This is a genomic window from Burkholderia sp. AU31624 (assembly GCF_020420065.1).
In the GTDB taxonomy this organism is placed as follows: Bacteria; Pseudomonadota; Gammaproteobacteria; order Burkholderiales; family Burkholderiaceae; genus Burkholderia.
In genome coordinates, this window is the sequence record NZ_JAIZRT010000004.1 from 127,685 (window position 1) to 152,899 (window position 25,215).

The 25,215-nt window shown below is 69.9% G+C and carries 22 protein-coding genes; 7 read left to right on the forward strand and 15 right to left on the reverse strand.

Annotation, left to right across the window (positions count from 1 at the left end):
• Nucleotides 1–52 precede the first annotated feature (52 nt).
• Nucleotides 53–1,639: an acid phosphatase gene (locus LGM89_RS15700; protein ID WP_179254805.1), complete on the forward strand. Its 1,587-nt coding sequence runs from the start codon at nt 53–55 to the stop codon at nt 1,637–1,639.
• Between the two features lie 113 nt (nt 1,640–1,752).
• Here the strand turns inward: LGM89_RS15700 and LGM89_RS15705 are convergent, their stop codons facing one another.
• The gene (locus LGM89_RS15705; protein ID WP_226273640.1) at nt 1,753–3,159 is read right to left on the reverse strand and encodes an alginate export family protein; all 1,407 of its coding nucleotides are present in this window, start codon (nt 3,157–3,159) and stop codon (nt 1,753–1,755) included.
• Between LGM89_RS15705 and LGM89_RS37310 the strand changes: the two genes are divergently transcribed.
• Entirely contained in the window at nt 3,059–3,277 is a 219-nt protein-coding gene (locus LGM89_RS37310) for a hypothetical protein (protein ID WP_226273653.1), read from the forward strand. The two genes, LGM89_RS15705 and LGM89_RS37310, sit on opposite strands and share 101 nt — an antisense overlap.
• Nucleotides 3,278–3,299: 22 nt before the next feature.
• Here LGM89_RS37310 and LGM89_RS15715 read toward each other — a convergent pair whose 3' ends face one another.
• The 5 genes from LGM89_RS15715 to LGM89_RS15735 are packed head-to-tail and all read right to left on the reverse strand — an operon-like array spanning nt 3,300 to nt 7,486.
• On the reverse strand, nt 3,300–3,998 hold the full coding sequence (locus tag LGM89_RS15715; RefSeq protein WP_226273367.1) for a YoaK family protein: 699 nt from the start codon (nt 3,996–3,998) through the stop codon (nt 3,300–3,302).
• The gene (locus LGM89_RS15720) at nt 3,995–4,909 is read right to left on the reverse strand and encodes a VOC family protein (protein WP_226273368.1); all 915 of its coding nucleotides are present in this window, start codon (nt 4,907–4,909) and stop codon (nt 3,995–3,997) included. The genes LGM89_RS15715 and LGM89_RS15720 overlap by 4 nt, the downstream gene beginning before the upstream one ends.
• A 40-nt stretch (nt 4,910–4,949) precedes the next feature.
• Nucleotides 4,950–5,405 carry a DoxX family protein gene (locus tag LGM89_RS15725; RefSeq protein ID WP_226206546.1) on the reverse strand — a complete coding sequence of 152 codons (456 nt, stop codon included), beginning with the start codon at nt 5,403–5,405 and terminating at the stop codon, nt 4,950–4,952.
• 1 nt (nt 5,406) lies between these two features.
• Complete coding sequence (locus LGM89_RS15730) at nt 5,407–7,299, reverse strand: amidohydrolase (protein ID WP_226273369.1); 1,893 nt, start codon at nt 7,297–7,299, stop codon at nt 5,407–5,409.
• Nucleotides 7,300–7,318: 19 nt separating this feature from the next.
• Entirely contained in the window at nt 7,319–7,486 is a 168-nt protein-coding gene (locus LGM89_RS15735; protein WP_089456038.1) for a DUF1427 family protein, read from the reverse strand.
• Between the two features lie 98 nt (nt 7,487–7,584).
• Between LGM89_RS15735 and LGM89_RS15740 the strand changes: the two genes are divergently transcribed.
• Nucleotides 7,585–8,508, forward strand: coding sequence for a LysR family transcriptional regulator (locus LGM89_RS15740; protein ID WP_226273370.1), 924 nt, complete (start codon nt 7,585–7,587; stop codon nt 8,506–8,508).
• Nucleotides 8,509–8,575: 67 nt separating this feature from the next.
• Here LGM89_RS15740 and LGM89_RS15745 read toward each other — a convergent pair whose 3' ends face one another.
• On the reverse strand, nt 8,576–9,262 hold the full coding sequence (locus LGM89_RS15745) for a hydrolase (protein WP_046545426.1): 687 nt from the start codon (nt 9,260–9,262) through the stop codon (nt 8,576–8,578).
• 287 nt (nt 9,263–9,549) lie between these two features.
• On the opposite strand from LGM89_RS15745, the gene LGM89_RS15750 reads away from it, so the two are divergent.
• The 4 genes from LGM89_RS15750 to LGM89_RS15765 are packed head-to-tail and all read left to right on the forward strand — an operon-like array spanning nt 9,550 to nt 12,789.
• A complete protein-coding gene (locus tag LGM89_RS15750; RefSeq protein WP_071334320.1) occupies nt 9,550–9,810 on the forward strand; it encodes a XapX domain-containing protein in 261 nt (86 codons plus the stop codon).
• Between the two features lie 25 nt (nt 9,811–9,835).
• The gene (locus LGM89_RS15755) at nt 9,836–11,416 is read left to right on the forward strand and encodes a Na+/H+ antiporter (protein WP_226273371.1); all 1,581 of its coding nucleotides are present in this window, start codon (nt 9,836–9,838) and stop codon (nt 11,414–11,416) included.
• A 46-nt stretch (nt 11,417–11,462) separates the two neighbouring features.
• On the forward strand, nt 11,463–11,855 hold the full coding sequence (locus LGM89_RS15760) for an OsmC family protein (RefSeq protein WP_226206556.1): 393 nt from the start codon (nt 11,463–11,465) through the stop codon (nt 11,853–11,855).
• Nucleotides 11,856–11,886: 31 nt separating this feature from the next.
• Nucleotides 11,887–12,789, forward strand: coding sequence for a pirin family protein (locus LGM89_RS15765; protein WP_226273372.1), 903 nt, complete (start codon nt 11,887–11,889; stop codon nt 12,787–12,789).
• A gap of 59 nt (nt 12,790–12,848) precedes the next feature.
• Here the strand turns inward: LGM89_RS15765 and LGM89_RS15770 are convergent, their stop codons facing one another.
• The 8 genes from LGM89_RS15770 to bcsZ are packed head-to-tail and all read right to left on the reverse strand — an operon-like array spanning nt 12,849 to nt 25,214.
• Nucleotides 12,849–13,046 (reverse strand): hypothetical protein, encoded by a 198-nt coding sequence (locus tag LGM89_RS15770; protein WP_089456034.1) that lies wholly within the window; start codon nt 13,044–13,046, stop codon nt 12,849–12,851.
• Nucleotides 13,028–14,584: a cellulose biosynthesis protein BcsG gene (gene bcsG, locus LGM89_RS15775; RefSeq protein ID WP_226273373.1), complete on the reverse strand. Its 1,557-nt coding sequence runs from the start codon at nt 14,582–14,584 to the stop codon at nt 13,028–13,030. The genes LGM89_RS15770 and bcsG overlap by 19 nt, the downstream gene beginning before the upstream one ends.
• Before the next feature lie 27 nt (nt 14,585–14,611).
• The gene (gene bcsA / locus LGM89_RS15780; RefSeq protein WP_089495276.1) at nt 14,612–17,149 is read right to left on the reverse strand and encodes a UDP-forming cellulose synthase catalytic subunit; all 2,538 of its coding nucleotides are present in this window, start codon (nt 17,147–17,149) and stop codon (nt 14,612–14,614) included.
• Nucleotides 17,146–17,925 (reverse strand): cellulose biosynthesis protein BcsQ, encoded by a 780-nt coding sequence (gene bcsQ / locus LGM89_RS15785; RefSeq protein ID WP_089494632.1) that lies wholly within the window; start codon nt 17,923–17,925, stop codon nt 17,146–17,148. Before bcsQ ends, bcsA begins: the two co-directional genes overlap by 4 nt.
• Nucleotides 17,922–18,140: a hypothetical protein gene (locus LGM89_RS15790; protein WP_089439809.1), complete on the reverse strand. Its 219-nt coding sequence runs from the start codon at nt 18,138–18,140 to the stop codon at nt 17,922–17,924. The genes bcsQ and LGM89_RS15790 overlap by 4 nt, the downstream gene beginning before the upstream one ends.
• Nucleotides 18,137–20,116, reverse strand: coding sequence for a cellulose biosynthesis protein BcsE (gene bcsE / locus LGM89_RS15795; RefSeq protein ID WP_226273374.1), 1,980 nt, complete (start codon nt 20,114–20,116; stop codon nt 18,137–18,139). Before bcsE ends, LGM89_RS15790 begins: the two co-directional genes overlap by 4 nt.
• Nucleotides 20,117–20,127: 11 nt before the next feature.
• A complete protein-coding gene (locus tag LGM89_RS15800; protein WP_226273375.1) occupies nt 20,128–24,009 on the reverse strand; it encodes a cellulose synthase subunit BcsC-related outer membrane protein in 3,882 nt (1,293 codons plus the stop codon).
• Nucleotides 23,994–25,214 (reverse strand): cellulose synthase complex periplasmic endoglucanase BcsZ, encoded by a 1,221-nt coding sequence (bcsZ, locus tag LGM89_RS15805; RefSeq protein WP_226273376.1) that lies wholly within the window; start codon nt 25,212–25,214, stop codon nt 23,994–23,996. The genes LGM89_RS15800 and bcsZ overlap by 16 nt, the downstream gene beginning before the upstream one ends.
• Nucleotide 25,215 lies beyond the last annotated feature (1 nt).

Here is a 25,215-nt window from a genome sequence, read left to right on the forward strand (position 1 = left end):
GTACCTCAACCCGGTTCCCACACGCGACAAACGACGAAAGAGAGAACATCGCATGAAGAAGCACGCCTGGATTCGCTATACGCCGATCGCCCTCGCGGCCGCGCTCAGCCTGACCGCCTGCGGCGGCGACGATGTCACGCAGCAAGGCCTGTCGGCCGTCAAGAACGTGGTCGTGATCTACGCGGAAAACCGCAGCTTCGACAACCTGTATGGCAACTTCCCCGGCGCGAACGGCCTGCAGAACGCAACGGCCGCGAACTCGGTGCAAAAGGATCGCGACGGCTCGACGATGGCGACGCTGCCGAAGATCTGGGGCGGCCTGACCGCGACCGGCATCACGCCGGCGGTGACCGAGGCGATGACGGCGAACCTGCCGAACACGCCGTTCGCGATCGACGATCCGAAAGGCTTCAACCAGTCGATGAGCATCGCGACGCGCGACATCGTGCACCGTTTCTACCAGGACCAGATGCAGATCAACGGCGGCAAGAACGACATGTATGCCGCGTGGACCGATGCGGGCGGCCTGACGATGGGCCACTACACCGCCGATCCGTCGAAGCTGCCGCTGTGGAAGATCGCGCAGCAGTACGTGCTGGCCGACAATTTCTTCATGGGTGCGTTCGGCGGCTCGTTCCTGAACCACCAGTACCTGATCTGCGCGTGCGCGCCGTTCTATGCGAACGCGGACAAGAGCCCGGCGGCCGGCAAGATCGCAGTCCTGAACGCCGACGGCAAGTCGCTGAAGGTCGCCGCGAACTCGCCGGCCTCGGCGCTGAGCGGGCCGCCGAAGTTCGTCAACGACGGCGCGCTGACGCCTGACTTCTACGGCATCAACACGATGCAGCCGGCGTACCAGCCGAGCGGCAACAAGGCGGCCACGGGCGGCGATCCGCTGCTCGCCGACCCGGCCAATCCGTCGACGATGCCGCCGCAGACGGCGACCAACATCGGCGACCTGATGACCAACGCGGGCGTGTCGTGGGCGTGGTACAGCGGCGCGTGGGGCCAGGCGCTGCAGGCGAGCCAGAACGGCACGTCTAACGTGATCTACGGTGCCGATCTGTCGACGCCGAACTTCCAGCCGCACCACCAGCCGTTCAACTACTTCGCGAACCAGGCGCCGGGCACCGCAAGCCGCGCGCAGCACCTGCTCGACGGCGGCGCGAACGGCGCCGAGTTCATCAAGGCGATCGATGCAGGCACGCTGCCGCAGGTCACGTTCTACAAGCCGCAGGGCAACCTGAACGAGCACCCGGGCTACACCGACGTCACGTCCGGCGACCAGCACATCGCCGACGTGATCGCGCACCTGCAGGCAAGCCCGCAGTGGAAGAACATGGTCGTGGTCGTCACGTACGACGAAAACGGCGGCTTCTGGGATCATGCCGCGCCGCCGAATGCCGACCGCTGGGGCCCGGGCACCCGCATTCCGGCGCTGATCGTGTCGCCGTACGCGAAGAAGGGCTTCGTCGACCATACGCAATACGACACGGGCTCGATCCTGCGCTTCATCACGCGCCGCTTCTCGCTGCCGCGCCTCGCGGGCCTGCAACAGCGCGACGACGCGCTGAAGGCCAACGGCGCGCAGCCGATGGGCGACCTGACGAACGCGCTGCAACTGTCGCCGAACCTGTAACGGCATCGCCGTCACCGCGAACGGGCCGGCCACGCCGCCGCCCCGGACGAACGAAGGGCAGCCCCACGGGGCTGCCCTTTTTCACGTCGCGTGCGGCTGGCTGCGCGCCGCCGTCACCACCCATACTTCAGCTCGACGCCGACATAGTCGGCGTTGTGCCCGCCCGCCTGGCGGATCGCGTCGCCGACCTGGAAGTGCACGGCCTCGATCGCACCGATCAGGTTCGCGGCGATGGTCCAGTCCGCGCGCAGCTGCACGTACATCCCGGTCCACAACCCGCCCTTGCCCGCCGTGCCCGGCACCGGGATGTTCGGCTGCTGATAGACGGCGTCGCCGGTCGTCTCGCGCCACTGGAAGCCGAGCGCACCGAGCAGCGACAGGTTCGCCGACGGCTTCAGCGTCACGGACGGCTTCACGTGAATCAGGTTCGCATAGCTCGTATAGCCGGCCAGCGTGAAGTAATAGCCGTTCGGAAACAGCGGGTTGAAGGTGCTCACGCGGCCATCGTGCGGATGCCGGTCGCCCGACGCCGCGTCGACCTGCAGCGCGATGCGCGGCGACCACGGCGCGTCGAGCTTGTAGCCGGCGATCGACCCGACGGCCCACGCCCCGATCGTCGCGTTGCCGACCGTGCCGGTCTGCAGCATCGTTTCGAGGTCCCAGTCGAAGCGCCCCAGCGTGCCCGTGTAGCGCACGTCCCACACGTCGCGATGCTCGGGACCGCTCGCGTCGAGGAACCGCGCGTTGTTGCGGTTGTAGCGCGACCAATAGCCGGACAGGTCGCCCGGCCCGACCGACTGCCGCTCGACGCGCACGCCGCTGAACGTGAGATCGCGATTCGACACGTCGTCGAAATCGGACGCGTTGCGGTTCTGCACCGGCTGCGTCGCATAGCCGATGAAGCGCCACTTCTGGTACTCGTAGACGGCCCAGACCGCATCGAACGCCTGCCGTACGTTCGGGCCGTCGCGCGTGGCGATGAAACGCTGCAAGTCGAACGCCATCTCCTGCCGGCCCACGCGGAACTTGAACGTGCCGCCGCCGAGCGCACCCGTGTAGGTCGCGAACGCCTGCTCGAGATCGAGCGGGTTCTTGTCGACCGGCGACACGGTGTTCTTGCCGAACGCGCGGGCGTCCTGCAACTGCACGAAGAACTGCCAGTGCTGGCCGAGATGCGCATCGGCATGCACTTCGATGCGCTGGATCAGGTACGTATCCGATTGCGCGGAACCGATCCCGAACAGCGGCGCGTCATTGGTCTCGAGACGCTCGCGCAGGTTCACGCCGAGCGACAGATAGGAGGACGGATCGTTGCCGAGCGGAAGGTATTTCAGGCCGTCGAGGGGTGCGCGCGGCACGCACGGATTCGCGAGCACCGACCAGTCTTCCTGCCAGCGGTTGAACAGCACCACGGGGCGCTTGGCCGCGCAGGTCGATGCGGCAGCGGCGGTTGGCGTTACCGATGTCGTTGGCGTTGGCGTTGGCGTTGCCGTTGACGCGGCCGCCGCCGGCTCCTGCACCGGCGTGGAAGCCGGCGTCGATGCCGGCGCCGTTTGCGCGCATGCCGCGTCGGCGCCCGCGAACAGCAGCCCCGCGACGATCGACGCGCGCGCGGCCCGTGCGGCGTGCGGGCCGTGATGCCTTCCCCGTCCCCGCTCGATCATGCGCGCTCCTGTGTGGTCGTACCCGCCGTTTGTGCCGCGCACAGGGCAAGCGTCGCGAGCGCGCCGACCGGCGCGAGCAGCGCGAAAAACCCGACGAAGCGGAACCCGAGCGCGCCGCATGCGGCACCGAGCGCGAACGCGACGATCGCCGGCAGCATCTTGCCGAAGCGCGCCCGCGCCGCCGCGCGCGCGGCCTCGGCCGTGCCGGCGGACAGCATGTCGACGACGTCGAGGATCGCCTGCGTCACGTTGCCGGTCATCACCGTGTTCGGCACGCCGCCGGCGCGCGCAATCACGCGCGGATGCGCGTTCTGCACGCCCATCGCGAACGTGCCGACGATGCCGGCCACGAGTGCCGGCAGGCTGTCGGGCTGCGTGACGGGCGTCGCCCATACGCCGGCCGCGCAGAAGCCGAGCAGCAGCACGGCCTGCACCGCATGCAGCGTGCGCGCGCCCTGCCAGGCGGGGCGCCCGGACATCGACCGCGCGATCAGGCTGCTCGCGATCACGCCGCAGACGAACGCGGGAAACACGCTGAGCTTCAGCACGACACCCTGGCCGAAGCCCGCGATGCCCGCGCCGATCAGCACGAAGTTGCCGGTCACGTGCGCGGTGAACAGCCCGAACAGCGCGACGAAGCTCAGCGTGTCGACGAAGCCGGCCACCGCGGCAAGGATCGTATCCTCGTGCTTCATCGCGCCGCGCTCGCGTGGATTTCGGCGACGTAGCCACCCGGGAACTGCACGAGCGCCGCGTCACGGCCGTCCGACGTGAACGGCGGCACGAGCACGGTCACGCCGGCTGCCTTGGCTTTCTCCAGCGTCGCGGCGAGATCGTGCACTTCGTAACCGGTCATTTCGCGGCCGAACGGGTAAGGCAGGTGGCCGTCGGTCACGAGCACGGTCATCTTGCCGAAGCCCGATTCGATGCGGATGCGGCGATACGTGTCGTTCGGCCGGCCGATCTCGATCCCGGGCGCCTTGAGGGTGTCGGATACCACCTTGCCGTTCGAGAACTTCACGAAATCGTGCACCAGCTTGCGCACGCTTTCCGGCGACACGTACACGCGGTTCTCGGGCACCGTCTCCAGCGTGTCGTAGCGCGGCGCTTCGGTATGCCAATAGAGCTGCATGTTCAGGCCACCGGTCCAGCGGATGATCGCGTCGCGGCCGATCGGATCGGGGAACGTGTCGACGATCACGTCTGCACCGTGCGCGCGCGCCGTCTTCATCGCGACGTCCATGTCGGTGACGAGATAACCGGTGCGCTCCGCGCAGAACGGATACGGGATCGGCGTCTTGAAGCCGAACACCGAGATCGTGCCGACCGGCGTGAGCACGAGCTGCGACATCGTCTGGCTCGGCGTGGGCGTGACCTGGAACACGCCCTGCTTCGACTTCTTGCCGCCGAACGTCGCGACGAAGCTGTCGGTGAAGCGGTCGAAGTCTTCCGGCGCCACGCACACGTGTGTCGTGTCGTATTGCGGACCCACGGCCAGCACCGGCACCGGCGCGGGCGGCACCGGCGGTTTCGCGAACGTCGCCGGCGCCGCGACGCAGCCGGCCGCGATCGTCAGCGCGCACAGTGCGGATCGAATGGTCATCATGATCAGGTTTCCTTGTTGTGTCATCGAATAGTGCAATCGGTCACGCGCGGACATCGCCGTCCACGCGCTTCGCATCGGCGAGCACGGTCGCGAGCACGAGTGCGGCGATCAGCCCGAGATGCTCGAAAAAGCTGTTGAGCGCCATGAAATGCTCGGCGCCCGTACGGTTCCAGAAATCGTTGGCCACCCCCATCGCGACCAGCGTCAGCATACCGAGGCTGCCCGCGCCGAGCCACGTGAAGCGGCCCAGCACGATGCACAGCGAGCCGGCGATCTCGACTGCGATCGCGAGCGCCGCCCACAGCGCGGCCGGCTGCAGCCCGAAATGCGCCTGCTCGGCGACCGCGCCATGGAAGTCCAGCGCCTTCGCGATACCGCCGATCAGGTACGCGGACACCAGCGCCAGCCGCGCGAGCGGCAGGACCCACGGCTGCGCGAGCAGCGCGCGGACCCACGCCGGGTTGCCGGCGCCGACGTGTTGGGTCGGGGTCGCCATGTCAGACCGCCCAGCACGAACAGCCGAACGCGCCCCAGAAGCCCTTCGCGTCCGACGTCGGCAACGCGCGGCTCCACGCGTTCGCGTGTGCATGGCCGTGCAGGCCGCACGCGCTTGCGCAACCGCACTGCGCGGCGGCCGCCGCGGCCCGCTGCAGCGGCGCGCCGTTGCGCTGCGTCGCGCCCCAGCCGCCGTAGCCGCCGTACTCGCGCACCGGCGACCAGTCGGGCATCGCGGGCGGAATCGGCGCATCGTGCGACGCGAACGGCCCCGCGCCCCACACGATCCGGCCGCCGACCACCGTCAGCAGTGCAGTCGTATCGACGATATCGTCCTCCGCGCACGTGAAGAAATCGCGATCCGGGACCATCAGGTCGGCGAGCTGGCCCACCGCGATGCGCCCTTTCTTGCCTTCCTCGTTCGAGAACCACGTCACATACTCGGTCCACATGCGCAGCGCGGTCTCGCGATCGAGCAGGTTGCGCTGCGGATACATCCGCATCCCGCCGACCGTCTTGCCCGTCACCAGCCACGCGAGCGACACCCACGGGTTGTACGACGCGACCCGCGTCGCGTCGGTGCCGGCCGACACCTTGAGCCCCTTCTCGAGCATCTTCGCGACCGGCGGCGTCGCCTCGGCCGCCTGCGCGCCGTAACGCTCGACGAAGTATTCGCCCTGGTACGCCATCCGGTGCTGCACCGCGATGCCGCCGCCGAGCGCGGCGATGCGGTCCATCGAGCGTTCCGAGATCGTTTCCGCGTGATCGAAGAACCAGTTCAGCCCGTCGAGCGGGATGTCCTCGTTGACCTTCTCGAACACGTCGAGCGCGCGGCTGATCGTTTCGTCGTAGGTCGCATGCATGCGCCACGGCCAGCGGTTCTGCGCAAGCACGCGCACGACGCCTTCGAGATCGTCCTCCATCTGCGCCGGCAAGTCGGGGCGCGCGACGCGGAAATCCTCGAAATCGGCCGCCGAAAACACCAGCATCTCGCCCGCGCCGTTGTGGCGGAAGTAGTCGGTGCCATCGTGGTACTTGACGCTCTTCGTCCAGTTCACGAAGTCTTCCTTCTCCGCGTTCGGCTTCTGCGTGAACAGGTTGTACGCGATCCGCACCGTCATCTCGCCCGCGTCGTGCAGCTTGCGGATCACTTCGTAGTCGTCGGGATAATTCTGCGATCCGCCGCCCGCGTCGATCACGCCCGTCACGCCAAGACGATTGAGTTCGCGCATGAAGTGGCGCGTCGAGTTGTACTGGTACTCGAACGGCAGCTTCGGGCCTTTTGCGAGCGTCGCGTAGAGGATCGTCGCGTTCGGGTTCGCGAGCAGCAGGCCGGTCGGGTTGCCCGCGGCGTCGCGCAGGATCGTGCCGCCCGGCGGCTCGGGCGTGTCCTTCGTGTAGCCCACCACGCGCAGCGCGGCCGCGTTCAGCAGCGCGCGGTCGTACAGGTGCAGGATGAACACGGGCGTATCGGGCGCGACCGCATTGAGTTCGTCGATCGTCGGCAGGCGCTTCTCGGCGAACTGGTGTTCGGTGAAGCCGCCGACCACGCGCACCCATTGCGGCGCAGGCGTGATCGCGACCTGGTGCTTCAGCATCTCCATCGCGACCGCGAGCGAACGCACGCCATCCCAGCGCAGCTCGAGGTTGTAGTTCAGGCCGCCGCGAATCACGTGCGTATGGTTGTCGATCAGGCCAGGCAGCACGCTGCGGCAATCGAGATCGACGACCTTCGTCGCGCGGCCTGCGAGCGGCATCACGTCCGCGTCGGCGCCGACCGCGACGAAGCGGCCGTCCTTGATCGCCACGGCGGTGGCGACGGGGTTCGCACGATCGAGCGTCGTGATGCGCCCGTTGTGCAGGATCAGATCCGGTTGATTATCAGTTGAGCTCATTAATATGTCCTCGATGCGGTCAGAAGCCGAGCCAGTGACGGATGGAGCCGATGGCCTGCGAGCCGATCAGCATGCCGGCCAGCCCGATCAGCGCAATGAGTGGCGGCGCTGGCGAACGCACCTTGATCACGCTGTATACGACGCCGACCAGTACGCCGGCCGACAGCGACCATAGATAAGATTCCATAACGATTTTTCTCCCTGACCGGATTAGAATGAGTCGCTTCGCGCCGGCCGCATGCTGCGCGCCGTATCCACTTCGCTTCCCTGCCACTCTTTCCGACCATGCAACACCTTCCCGATCTCGAAGCCTGGGCCATCTTTGCGCGCGTCGCGGAGACGGGCTCGTTCGCGAAAGCCGCCGACCTGCTCGGCGTCACGCAGCCGACGGTGTCGAAAGCCATCGCGCGCCTCGAAAAGCGCCTTGGCGCGATGCTGCTGTACCGCACGTCGCGCAAGCTGTCGCTCACGCCGACCGGCGAACTGCTGCGCGACCGCGCGATCCGGCTGCTCGCCGATGCGGAACTGATCGAGAGCGAAGCGTCCGCGCAGGCGCTCGAACCGCATGGCCTCGTGCGCGTGAATGCGCCGATGTCGTTCGGGGTGCGCCACCTGTCGCCGGTGCTGCCCGCGTTTCTCGAGCGCTATCCGCGCGTCGACATCGACCTCGTGCTCTCCGATCACATCGTCGACATCGTGTCCGGCGGCTTCGACGTCGCGATCCGCATCGCCGAGCTGAGCGATTCGTCGCTGCGCTCGCGCCGCCTGTGCGCGGTGCGCCGCCCGCTCGTCGCGTCGCCGGCGTATCTGGACCGTCATGGCCGGCCCATGCATCCGCGCGACATCGAGAAGCACGTGTGCCTCACCTACACCAACCTGCCGACACCCGAGCACTGGCGCTTTCGCCACCCGGACTCGGGCGACGACTTCGGCGTGAACGTGCACGGACGCATCCGCACCAACAACGCCGACGTGATCGTCCCCTCGCTCATCGCCGGTCATGGCCTCGCCCTTCAGCCGGAGTTCCTGGTGTGGGAAGCCATGCAGAGCGGCGAGCTCGAGGAAGTGATGGCGGACTGGAAGATCGCCGACATCAACGTCAACCTCGTCACGCCGCCCGGCATGCTGCGCGCCGCGCGCGTGACGGTGCTGCTCGACTTCCTGGCGGAACACTTCGCGCACGCGCCGTGGGCACTGCCGGCAGCCTGAGCGGGCGACGGCCGGCGACAGCAGATCGCCGCGGCCGACCGTTGCCACGATCGCGGCCGGTCGCCCGTTACTTCGCCGGTACGGCCGGGATCGACTCGTGCGGCGTCGCGGTACGCTGCGCGGCCTTGTGAACCATCGTGTATGCGTAGTCGACGCCCATCCCGTACGCGCCCGAGTGCTCCTTCACGACCGCCATCACCGCGTCGTACGTGTCGCGACGCGCCCAGTCGCGCTGCCACTCGAGAATGACCTGCTGCCAGGTCACGGGCACCGCGCCGGCCTGCACCATCCGCTGCATCGCGAAATCGTGCGCGGCCTGCGACGTGCCGCCCGATGCGTCGGCCACCATGTAGATCTCGTAACCGCCTTCGAGCATCGCGCACAGCGCGAACGTCGTATTGCAGACTTCGGTCCACAGACCCGACACGATCACCTTCTTGCGGCCGTTCGCGGCCAGTGCGTCGCGCACCTTCTGGTCGTCCCACGAGTTCATCGACGTGCGTTCAAGCGTCTTCTGGTTCGGGAAGACGTCGAGCAGTTCGGGATAGGTATGACCGGAGAACGCCTCGGTCTCGACCGTCGTGATCGTGGTCGGGATATTGAACGCCTTCGCAGCCTTCGCAAGACCGACGACGTTGTTCTTCAGCGTCTGGCGATCGATCGACTGCACACCGAACGCCATCTGCGGCTGCTGGTCGATGAAGATCAGCTGGCTGTTCTGCGGAGTAAGTACTTCAAGCTTCGGGTTGCTCATGGCGTGATCATCCTTGGAACGGAAAGGGGAATCTTTCCTCGCCGCGAACGCGGGAGGATTCGAGTTGGGTACGACGCTTGATCTGCTTCGTCCGTCTCGATTCATTAAAACCGCAATCCTCTGACGCGAACACCCAAAAAATGGAATCACTCGGATTCCAGAATAGGTGGTCGCCCAAGGGCAATCCGCCCTTTTTTTCTTCACGTAAACCCGATACTCTTCGAGAGACCTCGACGATGCACTCGTCGCCACCCGTCGTTCGATCACGAGACCACGAGACGCCCATCATGAAAGCCTATGTCCTGTCGCTGCTCGCCGGCGTCCTCGCTGGCGCCATCTACGGCACGATCGGCGTGAATTCGCCGGCGCCGCCGATCATCGCGCTCACCGGCCTGCTCGGCATGCTCGCCGGCGAACAGATCCTGCCGGTCGCGCGGCGCATGCTCGCGGGCCACCGGCTGAACACCGCATGGCGCGACGCGAAGTGCAGCCAGCACATGTTCGGCGCGCTGCCCGGCGGCACCACGAACGACCGCAAGCCGTCGTGATGCAATCGCTCATCACCTATCACGCATGACCAACGTCGAGCTGTTTCATTACCTGCTGCTGTTGATCTGCGGGGCCGGCGCGCTCACGTGGCTCGCCGAACGGATTTCGATTCCCCCGGCCGTCGTGCTGCTGCTCGGCGGCTGTGTCGTCGCGGTCTTCGGCAAGCGCGTGCCCGACATGGACCCGGCGCTGCTGCTCGCGGCCGTGCTGCCGCCGCTGCTGATGTCGAGCGGGTTCTACACCGCGTGGAAGGAATTCCGGCAGGAGCTTGCGTCGATCGCGTCGCTCGCGCTCGGCGCGGTGGTGTTCACGACCGTCGCGGTCGCGTTCGCGGTGCATGCGGTGAACCCCGCGCTGCCATGGGCCGCGTGCTTCACGCTCGGTGCGATCGTGTCGCCGCCCGATGCGGTCGCCGCGAAGGCGATCCTGCAGCGCCACCCGCTGCCCGCGCGGCTCGTCGCGGTGCTCGAAGGCGAAAGTCTCGTCAACGATGCGTCGGGCCTGCTGCTGTACCAGATGGCCGTGTCGGCCGCGCTCGCCGTGTCGATCACGGCCGCGAGCGCCACCGGCCTGTTCTTCTCGCTCACGCTGATCGGCATCGCGGTCGGCCTCGCGTGCGGCCATGCGATGAGCTGGGTGCTGCCGCGCCTGCGCGATCCGATGCTCGGCATCGTCGTGACCTTCGCGATGGCATGGGGCAGCTACGGTGTCGCCGAAGCCGTCGACGGCTCGGGCGTGCTGTCGGTCGTCACCTGCGGCCTCGTGCTCGGCGTGCGCCAGCATCGCGTGTTCGACGCCGACATGCGGATCAAGGCGAAGGCGACCTGGGAAGCGATCGTGTTCGTGCTCGACGCGCTCGTGTTCATCCTGATCGGCCTCGCGCTGCATGCGATCCTCGCGCGCGTGAACCACGAAGGCGCGGTGCTGCTGGCCGGCCTGCGCGTCGCACTGCCCGCCACCGCCGCCGCGATCGCCGCGCGCATCGTCTGGGTGTTCGTCGCGATGTGGCTGCCGGGCCGCCTGCGCGCGCCGCGCGCCGGCCACGCACCGTGGTCGTGGCGTGAGGCCATCGTGCTCGGCTGGTCGGGCATGCGCGGCGTCGTGAGCCTCGCGGCCGCGATCGCGCTGCCCGCCAATTTCCCCGGCCGCGACCTGATCCTGTTCAGCACGTTCCTGCTGATCATCGCCACGCTCGTCGTGCAGGGCGGCACGCTCGCGCCGCTGATCCGCGTGCTGAAGCTGCGCCCGGCCGCGCGCCACACGATGTCCGAGCACGCGGTGCGCGCGCATGCGTTCGGCGCGGCGCTCGCCGAACTCGACGCGCTCGAACAGCGCGGCTCGACTCTCGAGCGGCCGTCGCTCGACCGCCTGCTCGCCGAATACCGGAACCGCGTCACCTTCAACGACCGCGCGCATCGCCAGGGCGCCGAGCCGGCCAACGTGCGCTCGCGCATGCTGCGCGTCGAACTCGACCTCGTCGGCGTGTCGCGCCGCGCGCTGCTCGACCTGCATCGCGACGGCAAGGTCGACGACGCCGTGCTGCACCGGATCGAATCGGAGCTCGATTTCGAGGAACTGCGGCTGCAGCGGCTGCTCGAACCGTAACGCCCGGCCCGGCCGCCGGCCTCCCTTTTTTTCACATGGAACTGCAATGAGCGAACTGTCTGTCGAAGCGAGCATCGGCTCGGTCGATTACCTCGTCCACTTCAGCGATGGCGTCCACCAGTGGCGCGCCGACGAACCGGCGTCGCTCGGCGGCGGCGATGCGGCGCCCGCGCCCGTCACGCTGCTGCTGTCGAGCCTCGGCGCGTGCACCGCGATCACGCTGAAAATGTACGCGCAGCGCAAGGGCTGGCCGCTCACCGAAGTGCACGTGAAGCTCGCGCACGAATCGGGCAGCGCGGGCAGCACGATCGTGCGCCGCATCACGCTCGAAGGCGACCTGTCCGGCGAACAGCGCGAACGGCTGCTGCAGATCGCGAACGCGTGCCCGGTGCACAAGATCCTCACGCATCCGATCGCCATCGACACGGCGATCGCCTGACGCGCCCCGCCTCGACTACAAGAGCCCCACCATGTCCGCCTCGATCAAGACCCTGCTCACGCCGCGCGAAAGCGACATCGGCAACCTCGTCGTGCGCCGCGTGCTGCCCGCGCGCGCCGCCCGCCTCGTCGGCCCGTTCATCTTCTTCGACGAGATGGGGCCGGCCGTGCTGCCGGCCGGCCGCGGCATCGACGTGCTGCCGCATCCGCACATCGGCCTCGCGACCGTCACCTACCTGTTCGACGGTTCGCTGATGCACCACGACAGCCTCGGCTTCCGGCAGAAAATCGTGCCGGGCGACGTGAACTGGATGACCGCCGGCCGCGGCATCGTGCATTCGGAGCGCTCGCCCGACGAAGACCGGCCGCGCGATCAGCCGGTCCACGGAATCCAGACCTGGGTCGCACTGCCGGTCGAGCATGAAGACACCGCGCCCGCGTTCGTCCATCATGCGGCCGACACGCTGCCGTCGTTCACGCGCGACGGTGCGAGCGTGCGCGTGATCGCGGGTACCGCGTTCGGGCTCACGTCGCCGGTCGCCGTGTTCTCGCCCACGCTCTATGCGTACGCGCAATTCACGGCAAACGGCACGCTGGCGCTCGATGCCGAACATGAGGAACGCGGCGTGTACCTCGTTGACGGCGACCTCTCGATCGACGGCACGCCGCTCGCCGCCGCGACGATGGCCGTGCTCGAACCGGGTGCGACCGTGACGCTCGCGAGCACGAACGGCGCCCGCGTGATGCTGCTCGGCGGTGCCCATCTGCCGGGCGAGCGGTTCATCGAATGGAATTTCGTATCGAGCGCACGTGCGAAGATCGATGCGGCCCGCGCGGCGTGGGCCGACCAGACCTTCGGCAAGGTGCCGGGCGAAGAAAACGAGTGGACGCGCCAGCCGGAACGCAAGGCGCACCAAGGTAACAACGCGCAGTAAGCAGGTTCGCCCGCAGGCACGCAACGCAACGGCCGGCACACATGCCGGCCGTCGTGCGTTTACCGCTTCAACCCCATCAGCTTCGCGAGCGTCGGCCACCGGTCGAGCGACTCGATGAACGCGCGGCGCGCCTGCTCGTCGACGTAACGCTCGGGATCGAGCGCGGGCAGATGCCGCGCGAGGCCGAGCACGTCGTTCGGTTGCGACAGGCGCGCATCGTCGCTGTCGGCGGGGAGCATTACTGTTCGTCGATCCATACGCCATCCGGAGTTTTCACCGCGTAGCCCGCGGCCGTCTGCATCGTCACCGTGCCCTCGTTCTCGCCCACCATCCGCGTGCGCGGCAGGTCGGCCGCGTACTGTGCGAGCGTCGTGCCCGGCTTGAACGGGCTGTTCGACACGAGGTTCGACAGCAGTTGCGCGAGCGCGAGGAAGCTGGTCGGCTGGTCGATCACGGTCGTCGCGCCGTGGTTGCCGGTAAAGCCGACGAGCCGCACGCCGACCGGCCCGTGCACGATGCGCGGCGTCGGGATCTCGCGCAGGCCCGCGACCTGGTACTTGTCGCCGCGCAGCGCGGCGCCGTGCTCGGGCACGAACACGATCACCGCGCGGCGGCCCGATTGCGCGATCAGGTCGGCCAGGTGATCGAAGTCGTCCATCAGCTTCGTCACGCGCTGCGGATACGAGTCGATGCTCGTCAGCGCACTGCCGACGACGCGGTTGCCGTCGTGCAGGCTGATCGTGTTGTAGTACAGCGCGACCGGGCCCGGCACCGACGCGCGCTGCGCGTACCAGTTCGCGAGCGTCGCGTAGTCGCTCTTGATCTCCGAGCCGTCGAACGCGTGCATCGCGACCGGCGCGGCCGCGTTCGACACGGGCGGCGCGTCGGGCACGCCGATGTTGTCGTGGATCACCTGCAGGAAGTTGTCGAAGTGGCCGTCGTGGTTCAGCAGCGACTGCACCTTGTAGCCCGCGCTCGCCAGTTGCGAGAACAGGTAGCACTGCTGCGGCGCCGGCTTGTACAGATCGGCGTGAGCCTCCTGCCCGCAGCTCGCGCGCAGCACGCGGATCGCGGCCGGGCCGCTGTAGCTCGCGGCCGTGCTGAAGTTATTGAACAGGTAGTCGAAGTGACTCAGCATCGGGTGGTTGCGTACCTTCGCGGCATCGAGGTCGTCCCACGACAGCGAGCAGATGTGCAGCACGATCACGTCGAACTGCGCGGATGGATCGTTGCCGAGGTGGCCGAACGCGACCTGCCGCTGCGATTCCTGCGTGCGAAACGTCGCGAGCGCGGCGTTGTGATCCTCCGGCTGGCCGGCGAGCGTCGTGCCCGTCGCGCTCGCCTGCTGCGGAAGCGGTGCGACGACGCGCGCCATCAGCCCGGTGCCGGCCTGCCACAGCGGCATCACGACCAGCACGGCCAGCACGAACGTCGCGACGCGCAGCCAGCGATTGACGATGAAGTAGACGATCAGCGCACCGGCCACCGTCAGCAGCAGCACCGGCGGCAGCAGGCGCGGCAGCAGCTCCATCCAGTAGTCGAAATTGAACGTGCTCACTTCACGCGCGGCCTCGACGAGACGGGCGAGCGGCGGCGCATGCATCTCGCGCGCGAGCAGCGGCACCGCGATCGCGATCGCCGCGACCTGCCGGACGATGCGCCACGCGCGTCGCCGGATCGGCGCGCTCGCCGCGAGCGCCACCGCGAACGCGAGGTTCGCGAGCCAGAACGGCTGCAGGTGCCCGGTCGCGAACAGCGCGAACTTCAGGATGAAATACAGATTCCAGAACGTCATCTAACCCACTCCATGATGAGCGCCGCGTCAGTCGCGCGCCCGATCGAGTTTCGGCGCCAGCATGGCCAGCAGGCCGCGCGCCGCACCCTTCCACATCCGTACGTTGCCGTCCAGGCCGATCCGCAACACTTCCTTCAGCCCGCCGAGCGGCGTGTCGACCCGCTGCCCTTCGTGCCAGTCGAGCCACGCGTCCGCGCGGCCGAACGTGCATTGCACGAGCTGGCGCTCCTGTTCGAGCGTGAGTTCGTCGAAGCTCACGCCGACATGGGTCGGCGTCACGCGGCTCACGCGCACCGGGAACGGGAACGGCCGGTCGCCGCGCGTCACGCACACCGTCAGCGTGTCGCCGACGGCAAGCGAGAGCCCCGGCACCGCTTCGAGGCCGAGGCCGCCGGTCGAGTAGTCGCTCGTGAAGCACGCGGCGGTCGAGCCGTCGGCGAGCAGCAGCATCGCCGGCACGCGCATCGCGATCCGGTGCGTGACGCGCACCTGCTTGGTCTCGCGCGCCACGGCCAGCGCCGCGCCGAGCATCGCGAGGTTGTACACGGTCCAGCCGAGCGTGATCAGGATCGTCGACGCCTCGTCGCCCTGGTCGGCCACGAGCCGCCACAGGCCGGCGAGGATCGCGAGCACGTTCATCCCGAACAGCACCAGATACGGCTTCGACGTCGACCAGTCGACGTAGCCTTCGTCGATCTTGCCGCCCTTGTCGGTCACGTTGAACTTGCCGTGCTTCGGGCTGAAGAACGCGACGGTGGTCGGCAGCGCGATGTACCACGCAAGCACCGATTCGTAGACCTCGGCCCAGAACGAATGGCGGTAGCGCCCCTGCATCCGCGAGTTCGCGACGTTCGCGAGCACGAGATACGGGATCACGTAGCTCGCGAGCGCGAGCGCCGACGCGTTGATGAAGTACAGGTGGAAGAACAGGTACGCGAGCGGGATCGTCAGGAACACCAGCCGCGGAATCCCGTAGAAGAAGTGCAGCATCGCGTTGCCGTAGCAGATCCGCTGGATGAGGCCGAGCCCGCGCCCGAGGAACGGGTTGTCGATGCGGAAGATCTGCGCCATCCCGCGCGCCCAGCGCGTGCGCTGCTTCACGTGGCCCGCGAGGCTTTCGGTCGCGAGGCCGGCCGCCTGCACGGTCGGCAGGTATGCCGACGTATAGCCGCGCCGGTGCAGCTTGAGCGCCGTGTGCGCATCCTCGGTCACGGTCTCGACCGCGACGCCGCCCACCTCTTCCAGCGCGCTGCGCTTGAGCACCGCGCACGAGCCGCAGAAGAACGTCGCGTTCCACAGGTCATTGCCCGACTGCACGAGGCCGTAGAACAGGTTGCCCTCGTTCGGGATCTCGCGGAACGTGCCGAGGTTGCGCTCGAACGGATCGGGCGAGAAGAAATGGTGCGGCGTCTGCACGAGCGCGCACTTCGGGTCGCGCAGGAACACGCCCATCGTCGTCTGCAAGAACGAGCGCGTCGGCACGTGATCGCAATCGAAGATCGCGATGTATTCGCCGTGCGTCTTCGGCAGCGCGCGGTTGATGTTGCCGGCCTTCGCGTGGCGGTTGTCGTCGCGCGTCACGTAGTCGATGCCGGCCTCGCGCGCGAACGCCTCGAATTCGGGGCGCTTGCCGTCGTCGAGCAGATACACGCGCAGCTTGGCCGTCGGCCAGTCGATGCTCTGCGCGGCGAAGACGGTCGGTTTCACGACCGACAGCGGCTCGTTGTAGGTCGGGATGTAGATGTCGACGGTCGGCCAGGTGTCGGGATCGTCGGGCAGCGGCACGATCGGCCGGTCGAGCGGCCAGGCGGTCTGCACGAAGCCGAGCAGCAGGATCATCCACGTGTAGGCTTCCGCGCCGTACAGCAGATAGCCGGCGACGGCCTCGATCGGGCTGCGGAAATCGAGCGTCTGCGTGGTGCGCCACCACATGTAGCGCACCGTCGCGAGCAGGGCGAGCGACGCGAGCGCGAGCGTCGGCAGATGGCCCGGCAGGCGGCGCAGCGCGAGCGCCAGCACCGCGACGATCGCGAAGAACGCGAACTGCGCGCCCGGCATCAGCGGCGACATCCCGGCCGCGGCCCACAGCAGCGCGCCGGCCACCAGCAGCAGCGGCGCGAGCCAGCGGTGTCGGCCGACGCCGTTCGCGCGCGCATCGAGCCAGCCGCCCCAGCGCACCCACGGCAGGCGCGCGAGCAGCGCGTCGATGCGCCGGCCGACCGCGCGCCCGGCCAGATAGACGGGCACGACATACTTGTCGAACCACGCGAGCGGATCGCGCGCGGGCCGGCTGTCCGCCGCACGCGGCGCCCGCACGATCGCGCGCCACAGCCATTCGCGCGGGCTGAGCGGCTGCAGCACGCCCCACTCCTGCGCGAGCCGAAGGGACGCGACGCGCACCCAGCGGCGCACGTGATCGGGCCGGCCCGGCGGCGGCGCGTGGAAGAGCAGCCGCACGATCCAGTCGACCCGCGTGCGCTGCGCCGGCAAACCGATGCCGCGTGCGAGCCAGTCGGCCGCACGACGGCCGAGCGCACGCAGGCGCAGCGCGAAGCCCGCGTTCATCGCGCCGCTCCGCGGCGACCGGCGGCGCCCGCCGCCAGCCACGTATCGACCCAGTTCGCGACGCCGTTCAGGTCGTGCGACGCCTGCGAATACGGCGCATCGTCGAAGATCCAGCTGCCGCGCGCGAGCGCTTCGGGCACGGCCGCATCGACGTGGATGCGCTGCTCGAGCATCGACGCCGGCCCCGCGACCGCGCGCAGCATGCCGAGCGCGTCGCGCTGCATGTCGCGCGCCGGATTCAGCCGGTTCACGACGATCTGCAGTTCGCCGCCGCCGGCCCGCAGCGCACCGAGCCGCGCGGCCGTCGTCGCGCACGCGGTCGGCTCGGGCGGCACGACGACGAGCGTCAGGTCCGCGCAGCGAATCGCCTGCTCGGTCTGCGTCGACGGATAGCGCGCGGTGTCGATCAGCACGACGCCGTCGGCCGGCAGCGCAATCTCGTCGAGCGCGCGCGACAGCCACGCGGGATCGGCCGCGAGCCGCGCATCGCACGCGGCGGCGCCGGCCGCGTCGACCTGCCCGTACGGGACGAACAGCACGCCGTCGGCGTTACGCCACGTATGGGCATGCCATGGCTCGCCGCCGCCGAGCAGGCTCTGCGCGAGGCCATGCTCGGCCAGCGAATCGAGGCCGAGCGTCGCGCCCATCAGGTTCTGTGCATCGAATTCGACGGCGACGACCGGCCGGCCGCGACGCGCGAGCAGCACCGCGAGCGCGGCCGTGAGCGTCGTGCGGCCCGCGCCGCCCGTCGTCGACGCAATGGCGATCGTCCTCATCGGGCCGCCTCGCCGCTATGCTCGCCGCGCGCCGCATCGGGCAGCAGCCGCCCGCGCAGCGCGACGGGCACGAGTTCGCACGGCACCGCATCGCGCCGGTCGATACCGCGCGGCGCATGAAAACCGCGGCCGATGCCGAGGTGCTGCGCGACGATCCACACCGGCACCGCGATCACGATGCCGACGATGAAACCGATGACGATTTCAGCAATCATGCGACTCCCTCCTTGCGCAGCGGCATCGCGCTGCGGACGGCGCTGCGCTTGCGCGCGGCGGGAATGACGGGCTCCGGCGCCGAGGCACCGACAGCCGCGGCCGCCGGTGTCGCACCAATCGCCTCGAGCGCGACGATCGTATCGATTGCGTCGATCGCGCCGCTCACTTCGCTCGCGTCGGGCAACGCCGCGCCGGGGTCGGTGCGAACGGACGGTTGGCGCGTCGCGCCCGCCGGCGGTGTGGCCGCGAACAGGTCACTGTAGTCGGCGATCGGCGCGCGCCGGTTCTCCGCCTTCAGCGCATTGAGCTCGGTGTCGATGCTGCCGTGGCCGAGGCATACGACGCGATCGGACAGCGTGTCGACCGGCACGTCGAAGATGCGCGCGAGCGCGTCCTCCGCATCGGCCGGTTCGCACGCGAACAGGAACACGTACAGGTGCGCGGCATCGGCCGTCACGACGTCGCCCGCGCGGCGCGGCTTGCAATGGCGCAGCGCGTCGACGTGCGACACGCCCGGCAGCAGCGTGATCTTCGCGAGCGTGTGCGGCAGCGCGAGCACGGCGCCGCGATCGAGCACCGCGCGAATCCGCAGGCAGAACGCGCCGACCGGCAGGTAGCCGAGCACCGAATCGCCGAGCGCGGCCGCGAGCGCCGCGCGATAGTCGGCCGCGACGGGCCGCGCATAGAGCTGGCCGCGCAACGCGTGCACGGCGGCCTGCATCCGCGAGACCGGCAGGTCGCGCGCGACGACGCGGCTCGCGCCGACGCTCAGCACGAGCATCTCGAACTGCTGGCGCAGCACTTCGCCGCGCTCGACGACCGCGATCTTCAGCGCACCGCCGCACTGGCGGCGCAGCGCGTGCACGTCCGCGCACAACGCTTCGAGCTGCGCATGCGAGCGGAACACGAGCACCGCGGTGGCGGCCTGCGCATGCGCGCAGGCGGCGACGACGGCCGCGTTGTCCTCGACGATCTCCCAGCCGTCCGGCACGCGGTTCGTGCCTTCGAGCACCGCGCGGCTGACGACGACGCGATCCTCGTCGCTCGCGAGCTTCATCCGGTGCGCGGGCTCGGTCGCGCCGCCGTCGACGTGCGCCGACAGCCGGCCGCCCGGCGCAAAGCGCAGCGGCCGCACCTCGCCAGCCGCGAGCGTGTCGCCCGCCCGCCAGAAATCGACGACCCACAGCAGCTCGCCGTGCGTGCGCTGCAACTGCGCGACGCCCGAGCAGATACCGTGGAAACCGCTGCGCGGCGTGCGATCCGCATCGCGCACGAGCGGCGCATCGTCGGTGCGCACGGCGCCGCCCGCACGGGTCGCTTCGGGATCGAGCAGCAGCACCAGCGCGATCCGGCGCATGCGGCACCAGTCGGCGAGTGCGTGCGCCTCGTCGGCGAGCGCGATCGGGTCGTCCCAGCTGAACCAGCGCTGCGCGCCTTCGACGAAATACAGCGAGCGCGCGCGAAAGCCGTAGCGCTTCAGCGCGCGCAGGCCGCCGGTCAGCCGTGCGAACGGGCCCGGTGGCGCGCGGCGCGGGGCGTCCGCGGTTGCGCCGGCGCCAGTGCCAGTGCCGGTGTGGTCACCGTCGGCCGGCTCGGCCGCGGGCGGCATCGCCAGCACGTTCAGGTTACGCGGCCAGCCGGCCGGCTGCGCGCCGCCCGCGAAGCCGCGCGCCTGCATCTGGTCGGCGACGTGCGCCGCGTCGCGCGCGAGCACCACCGTCACGTCGCGCGTGCGTGCCTGTCGCGCGCTCTCCCACACGAGCGCGTCGCACGCCGGCGTGCCGCCGGCCGCGTAGATCGCGTACAGGCCGCCGGCTTCCAGTTGCGTCCACGCATCGGGCAAGCCGTCGATCGCGAGCCGGCTCACCGTGCCGGCGCGGCCGCCGGCCGGCCCCACGTGCAGCAGCGCGCGCAGGCGATCCACCAGGCCGGTGGCGCCGAGCGCGGAGCGGGTGGCATCGAGTTCCGTATTCACGGCGCGTTCCCCTAGTAATCCGAATAAAGCCGCACCGGCGTCGGCGTGACGAGCCAGCTGCGTTGTGCGCGCGCGTCGAACGCATAGCGCAGGTACACGAGCGCCGAACTCGGCGCGTAGTCGTGCGACCGGTCGACCTTCAACTGCGCGCCCACGCTCAGGTGCGGGTTCACGCGGTACTCGACGATCCCGTTGATCCCGTACGAGAACGACACGCCGCGCGTCGAGCTGCCCGTGTACACGAAGCCGGCCGCCACCTGCGCGGCCCGCTGGTCCGACGACATCGGGTAATACAGCGAATCCTTCTCGTAGCTGTTCGAGATCCCGCCGGTGACGGTCAGGTCCCACGACAGCGCATCGTGCCGCCCCGCCCATTCGATCGGCACGCCGAGCGACAGGTAGCGTTGCGGGCTGTAGTAGCCGCCCTGCCCGTACGTGTAGTAGCGCAGGTTCTCCGCGTAGTGCCATGCATTGCCGACGAGCCCGGTGCTGAGCTTCATCGTCGCGCGCTCGTACACGGGCACCGTGAAGCCGGTGCGCAGCGTGACTTCCGCGTTGCGTTCGACGTTGCGGCCGGACAGCACGCCCGCGCCGAGTTCCGCGAACAGGTTCGTGCGGCCGACGTCGACCGACGCGCGCAGGGTCACGCCGTCGCGGCGCACGCCGCCCCAGACCGCGCCCGTCCACGGGTCGCGCATCCCCGAGTACGACAGCACGCTGCTCGTTTCCGGCCGCCGCGACGCATTCACCGAGAAACTGGCCGGACCGGCGTCGAAGCGATAGCGCACGCCGCCGACCAGGTAATGCACGGGGAAACCGAGCGGCGACGTGCCGAGATCGAAGCGCCATGCGTCCGTCAGGTAGCCGGCGCCGAGCGCGACGCCGGTGGCCGTCTGGTGCAGCGAACCCGGCGGATTCGCGATCGATGCGGGGGTCAGCGCGTTCTGCGCCTTGAGCGCCGCGTAGCTGCCGAACGTGCTGAGCGAATACGCGTTCGGGTTGCTCGTGTCGAGCGTGCCCGGGTCGAGATGCACGGTGTCGATCTGCGCGAACACGTGCCCGTCGTAGCGGATCGGCATCTGCATGTAGATCGGGACCTGCTGCGCGCGATACGACGAGATGCCTTCGTCGCCCGACTTGTACGCGGGCGTCCAGCCGGTTTCGATCTCGGGATTGCGCCGCTGCTGGAGATCCGCGAACGCGGCCTGCGCGGGCGTCAGCCCGTCACGGCCCGGGCTCACGCCCGTCGTGCGCTCCTGCGACTGCGACAACCGGTACAGCGACGCCGCATCGTCATAGCGCCCCTGCGCCTCGGCCACGCGGCCGGCCGCGACCGTCACGTCCGGGCGCGACGGATACGCGGCATGCAGCCGGTCGGTCACCTGCCCGGCTTCGTCCGGACGGCGCAGCGCATTCAGGCGGCGCACGGCCGACAGTTGCGTGTCGACGTCGTCGTCCGGCGTGCGGGCCAGCACCGCCTGCACGCGTGCAAGCGCCGCGGCCCGATTGCCGCTGTCCTCGTCGATGCGGGCCAGCGCGAGCTGCGTATCCGCATCGTCCGGCGTGCGCGCGACGGCCGGCGCAAGCGCGGTGCGCGCCGCATCGTAATGGCCTTGCGCGCGTTCGAGATCGGCCAGTTCGAGCGCATAACGCTTGTCCGCGCGGCCGGCCGGACTCGCGCGATCGAGCAGCTTGCGTGCCTGCGCGTAATCCTGCTGCGCGATCGCGTCGTCCGTCTGACGCAGCACGAGCCGCAGCGACTGGTCCTCGATCCTCGCCGTCTGTGCGGGCGTCAGCGACGGTTCCCGGCGCAGCGTGTCGAGCCATGCGGCGAGCGCGTCGTCGCGCCCCGCGCTGCCGAGCAGGTCGCCGTAGCGCAGCCGCACGTCCGCGTCGGCGTCGCGCGGGTGCGCGGCGATCCAGTCGTGCAACGGTGCGAGCCCGCGGTCGGGTTCGCCCGCGTCGATCCATTGCGCACCGATCGCAGCGAGCATGTCGGGATCGTCCGGCGCACTCGCCCGCGCCTGTGCGAGCGACGCGGCAAACGCCGTGCGGTCGCCGCGCGCGAGCGCGCCGCGTGCGTCGGCCAGCGCGCGTTGCGCATCGAGCTTGCGCGCAAGCGCGCGCATCCCGTCCGAACGGTGCGCGTCGTCGACCGGCGCAAGCGCGGCCTGCGCGCCCGCGACGTCGTCGAGCGAATTGCGGTACAGCGCGCTCGCGTAGCGCATCTCGGGCGTCGCGCTCTGCGCCAGCCCGTCGTCCATCACCGTGCGGCCGAGCTGCGGCAGCCCCATGTCGCGATAGAGGCGCGCGAGCGCGAAGCGCGTCCACGGCGCGTCGGGCGCCGCGCGCACGGCCGCCTCGTAACGCTGCGCGGCGGGCCCGCGTTCGCCCTTGTCCGCCAGCGCGCGCGCCTGGTTCGCGAGGAGGTCGGCACGCAGGCCGTCGAGCGCGCGTCGATCGTCACGGCCCGTCACGCGGCCTTGCAGCGCATCGAGCAGCGGGCCGATCTGGTCCGCGCGGCCGGTGTTCTCGTACAGCGTGGCCGTGCCGCGCACGGCCGCGAGGTCCGGCGAACGTGCGGCCAGCAACTCGCGCAGCAGCGGCTCCGCGCGCGTCCAGTCGCGCTGCGCGAGCAATGCGTCGGCAAGCTGCAGCTTCGCGTCCGGGCTGTCCGGCTGCATCGCGAGTGCCGCGCGTGCGGCACGCGCCTCGTCCTGCGGACGACCTGCCGCCGCCGCCGCGCGGCCTTGCGCGAGCAGCCCCCAGAACTGCGCGGTGCGCGCGAGGCCCTGCCATTTGCCGCGCTGGTCGGTCGACAGCGTCGCGGCACGCGTGAACAACGTGCGCGCTTCGTCGTGCCGCCCTTCGCGCAGGCGCAGCAGGCCGAGCCCGCCGACCGCGTCGGCGTCGTCCGCCCGCGTCCGCGCGGCACGCGTGAGCAGCGGATCGGCGCCGGCCAGGTCGCCGCGCGCGAGCGCCTGCAGGCCGCGCTGCTGCGCGATGTAGTCGGGATTGCGTTCGAGCTGGCGCTGCGCGTCGCGCTGGCGATCCAGTTCCGCGACGCGGTCGACGAACTCGGTATCGTCCGGCACGAGCACGAGGTACGCATGCAGTGCATCGAGATACGCGGGATCGCTGCCGGCCGACTGCAGCACGCGCCGCCACAGCGCCATCGCCTCCGTATGGTCGGCATCGGCGCGCTTCGCGAGCGCCCAGGCGATCCGGTTCGCCTCCGGCCGCGTCTCGGCGCGCTGGTTCAAAAGCCGCGCGAGCGCCATCGTCGCGCTCGTGTCCTGCGGATCGGCCGCGACCGCGCGGCGCAGCGCGGCGATCGCCGGCTCGCGTCCACCCGGCGCATTCGACACGATCTGGTAATACTCGGCGCCGAGCGCACCCGACGGCGCGCCGTTCGGAAACAGCGCGACGATCCGCCGGGCCGCTTCGTCCGCGCGGCCGCTGCGCGCGAGCAGGCGAATCTGCGCCATCTCGCCGCGCCCGCTCGTCGCGACACGATATTCGTCAGCCACCCGCCGCGTGGCAGGCGCATTCGGCGACTGCGCCTGCAGGCGCGCGAGCGACGCCTGCGCGCCTTTCGCATCGCCGAGCCGCAGCAGCACGCGCACTTGTTCAGCCAGCAGCTCGGGATCGCCCGGCGCGATCAGCAGCCCCTTGCGCAGCGCGTCGCGCGCGAGGTCGTCGCGATGCTTGACGCCCCACATCCGCGCGGTGTCGAGCTGACGCTGCGCGTCGGCGGACGCGGCAGTCGCCGGCGCTGCGGGGTTCGCCAGCGGCGCGTGCGCGGCGGTGCCCGGTGCCGCCGCGCACACCGACGACGCGAGCCATGCGAATCCCGCGACGTGCGGCGCGGCGCGCTTCAGCGGGCGGCGCACGAGCGGCCTCCCCAGCGGGTGTCGAGCGTGCCGTCCGCGCCGAACCGGTAGCGCCCGTCGCGCCAGCCGAGCCCGAACAGCGTCAGCACGCTCGTGTAGTAACCGGGCGGCGACTGGCGCGCGAGCGTATCGACACGCGCTGCCTGGGCATCGGCCAGCGCGCGCTGGCCGCGCGCGTCCAGGAACGGCACGGCCGCCGCCGAGAAGCCGCCGTTGCCGTCGTTCGGCCCGGCGACGCCGGTCGTCGTGTCGACCTTCTCCGGCGGCGCGCCATGCGCGGCGATATGGTCGGCGAACGGCGCAAAACGCGCGAGCATCGGCGCGGCGAGCGGATCGGCGCGATCGAGCATGCCGGCCCACAGATACACGCGGATCGCGTTGTACGCGCTCTCCGCCTGCGTGTCGCGATCGGGCCCGAAACCCGTGCCCGCGCGATACAGCGCCCAGTCGGGCGAAAAGCCTTTCGGTGCGGTGTCGAGCAGCACGCGGCCGGTGCTGGCGGCGAGCGCGGCCCAGCGCTTGTCGTCGGGCAGGCGCGCGCCGAGCGCACGGATCACCTGCGGCGGCGAATAGCTCGGGTTCACGCGCCACTGGCCGTCGGCGAGCTTGAACCCAGTCGGCCCGGGCAGCAGCGTGAGGCCGAGGCCCGGCACGGTCGCCGTCTCGACATCGAGCACGCGCTTCGCGAGCAGCGCGCCGCGCGCCGTGTAGCTGCGTTCGTGCCACAGCCGCCCGGCCTCGACGAGCGCATACGCGATCCACAGGTCGGCGTCCGACGCCGCGTTCGCGTCGAGCACGCGCCACGCGCCGTCGGGCGCGCGGCCCCACAGCCACGCGGGCAGGTGCGCGCTCAGGTCGCCCTGCGCGAGATTGTTCTCGGTCCATGCGAGGATCGTGTCGAACATGCGCCGGTCGTTCGCGACCAGCGCGAAGAAAAGTCCATACGCCTGCCCCTCCGATACCGTGCGTGAATCGGCCGAGCCGACGTCGATCACGCGGCCGTCGGCCGAGATGAAATCGCGCTTGAACGCGTCCCAGCGCGGCCACGACGCACTGCAGCCCGCGTCGGCCGCACCGGCTCCCGCGGCCTGCGCGCGCGTGGCCATGCCGGCCGCCGCGCACGTCATCGCCACCGCCAGCGCGAGGGCCGCGCCGACGCGCCGCGCCGGCCGCGTTGCCCGTCGCTTCGCCATTGCCCGCGCCATC

Excerpts from the sequence above, each read along its gene's own strand:
- LGM89_RS15700 (WP_179254805.1), top strand. The coding sequence starts at position 53 with ATGAAGAAGCACGCCTGGATTCGCTATACGCCGATCGCCCTCGCGGCC.
- LGM89_RS15715 (WP_226273367.1), bottom strand. The coding sequence starts at position 3,998 with ATGAAGCACGAGGATACGATCCTTGCCGCGGTGGCCGGCTTCGTCGAC.
- LGM89_RS15720 (WP_226273368.1), bottom strand. The coding sequence starts at position 4,909 with ATGATGACCATTCGATCCGCACTGTGCGCGCTGACGATCGCGGCCGGC.
- LGM89_RS15725 (WP_226206546.1), bottom strand. The coding sequence starts at position 5,405 with ATGGCGACCCCGACCCAACACGTCGGCGCCGGCAACCCGGCGTGGGTC.
- LGM89_RS15730 (WP_226273369.1), bottom strand. The coding sequence starts at position 7,299 with ATGAGCTCAACTGATAATCAACCGGATCTGATCCTGCACAACGGGCGC.
- LGM89_RS15735 (WP_089456038.1), bottom strand. The coding sequence starts at position 7,486 with ATGGAATCTTATCTATGGTCGCTGTCGGCCGGCGTACTGGTCGGCGTC.
- LGM89_RS15740 (WP_226273370.1), top strand. The coding sequence starts at position 7,585 with ATGCAACACCTTCCCGATCTCGAAGCCTGGGCCATCTTTGCGCGCGTC.
- LGM89_RS15745 (WP_046545426.1), bottom strand. The coding sequence starts at position 9,262 with ATGAGCAACCCGAAGCTTGAAGTACTTACTCCGCAGAACAGCCAGCTG.
- LGM89_RS15750 (WP_071334320.1), top strand. The coding sequence starts at position 9,550 with ATGAAAGCCTATGTCCTGTCGCTGCTCGCCGGCGTCCTCGCTGGCGCC.
- LGM89_RS15755 (WP_226273371.1), top strand. The coding sequence starts at position 9,836 with ATGACCAACGTCGAGCTGTTTCATTACCTGCTGCTGTTGATCTGCGGG.
- LGM89_RS15760 (WP_226206556.1), top strand. The coding sequence starts at position 11,463 with ATGAGCGAACTGTCTGTCGAAGCGAGCATCGGCTCGGTCGATTACCTC.
- LGM89_RS15765 (WP_226273372.1), top strand. The coding sequence starts at position 11,887 with ATGTCCGCCTCGATCAAGACCCTGCTCACGCCGCGCGAAAGCGACATC.
- LGM89_RS15770 (WP_089456034.1), bottom strand. The coding sequence starts at position 13,046 with ATGGATCGACGAACAGTAATGCTCCCCGCCGACAGCGACGATGCGCGC.
- bcsG (WP_226273373.1), bottom strand. The coding sequence starts at position 14,584 with ATGACGTTCTGGAATCTGTATTTCATCCTGAAGTTCGCGCTGTTCGCG.
- bcsA (WP_089495276.1), bottom strand. The coding sequence starts at position 17,149 with ATGAACGCGGGCTTCGCGCTGCGCCTGCGTGCGCTCGGCCGTCGTGCG.
- bcsQ (WP_089494632.1), bottom strand. The coding sequence starts at position 17,925 with ATGAGGACGATCGCCATTGCGTCGACGACGGGCGGCGCGGGCCGCACG.
- LGM89_RS15790 (WP_089439809.1), bottom strand. The coding sequence starts at position 18,140 with ATGATTGCTGAAATCGTCATCGGTTTCATCGTCGGCATCGTGATCGCG.
- bcsZ (WP_226273376.1), bottom strand. The coding sequence starts at position 25,214 with ATGGCGCGGGCAATGGCGAAGCGACGGGCAACGCGGCCGGCGCGGCGC.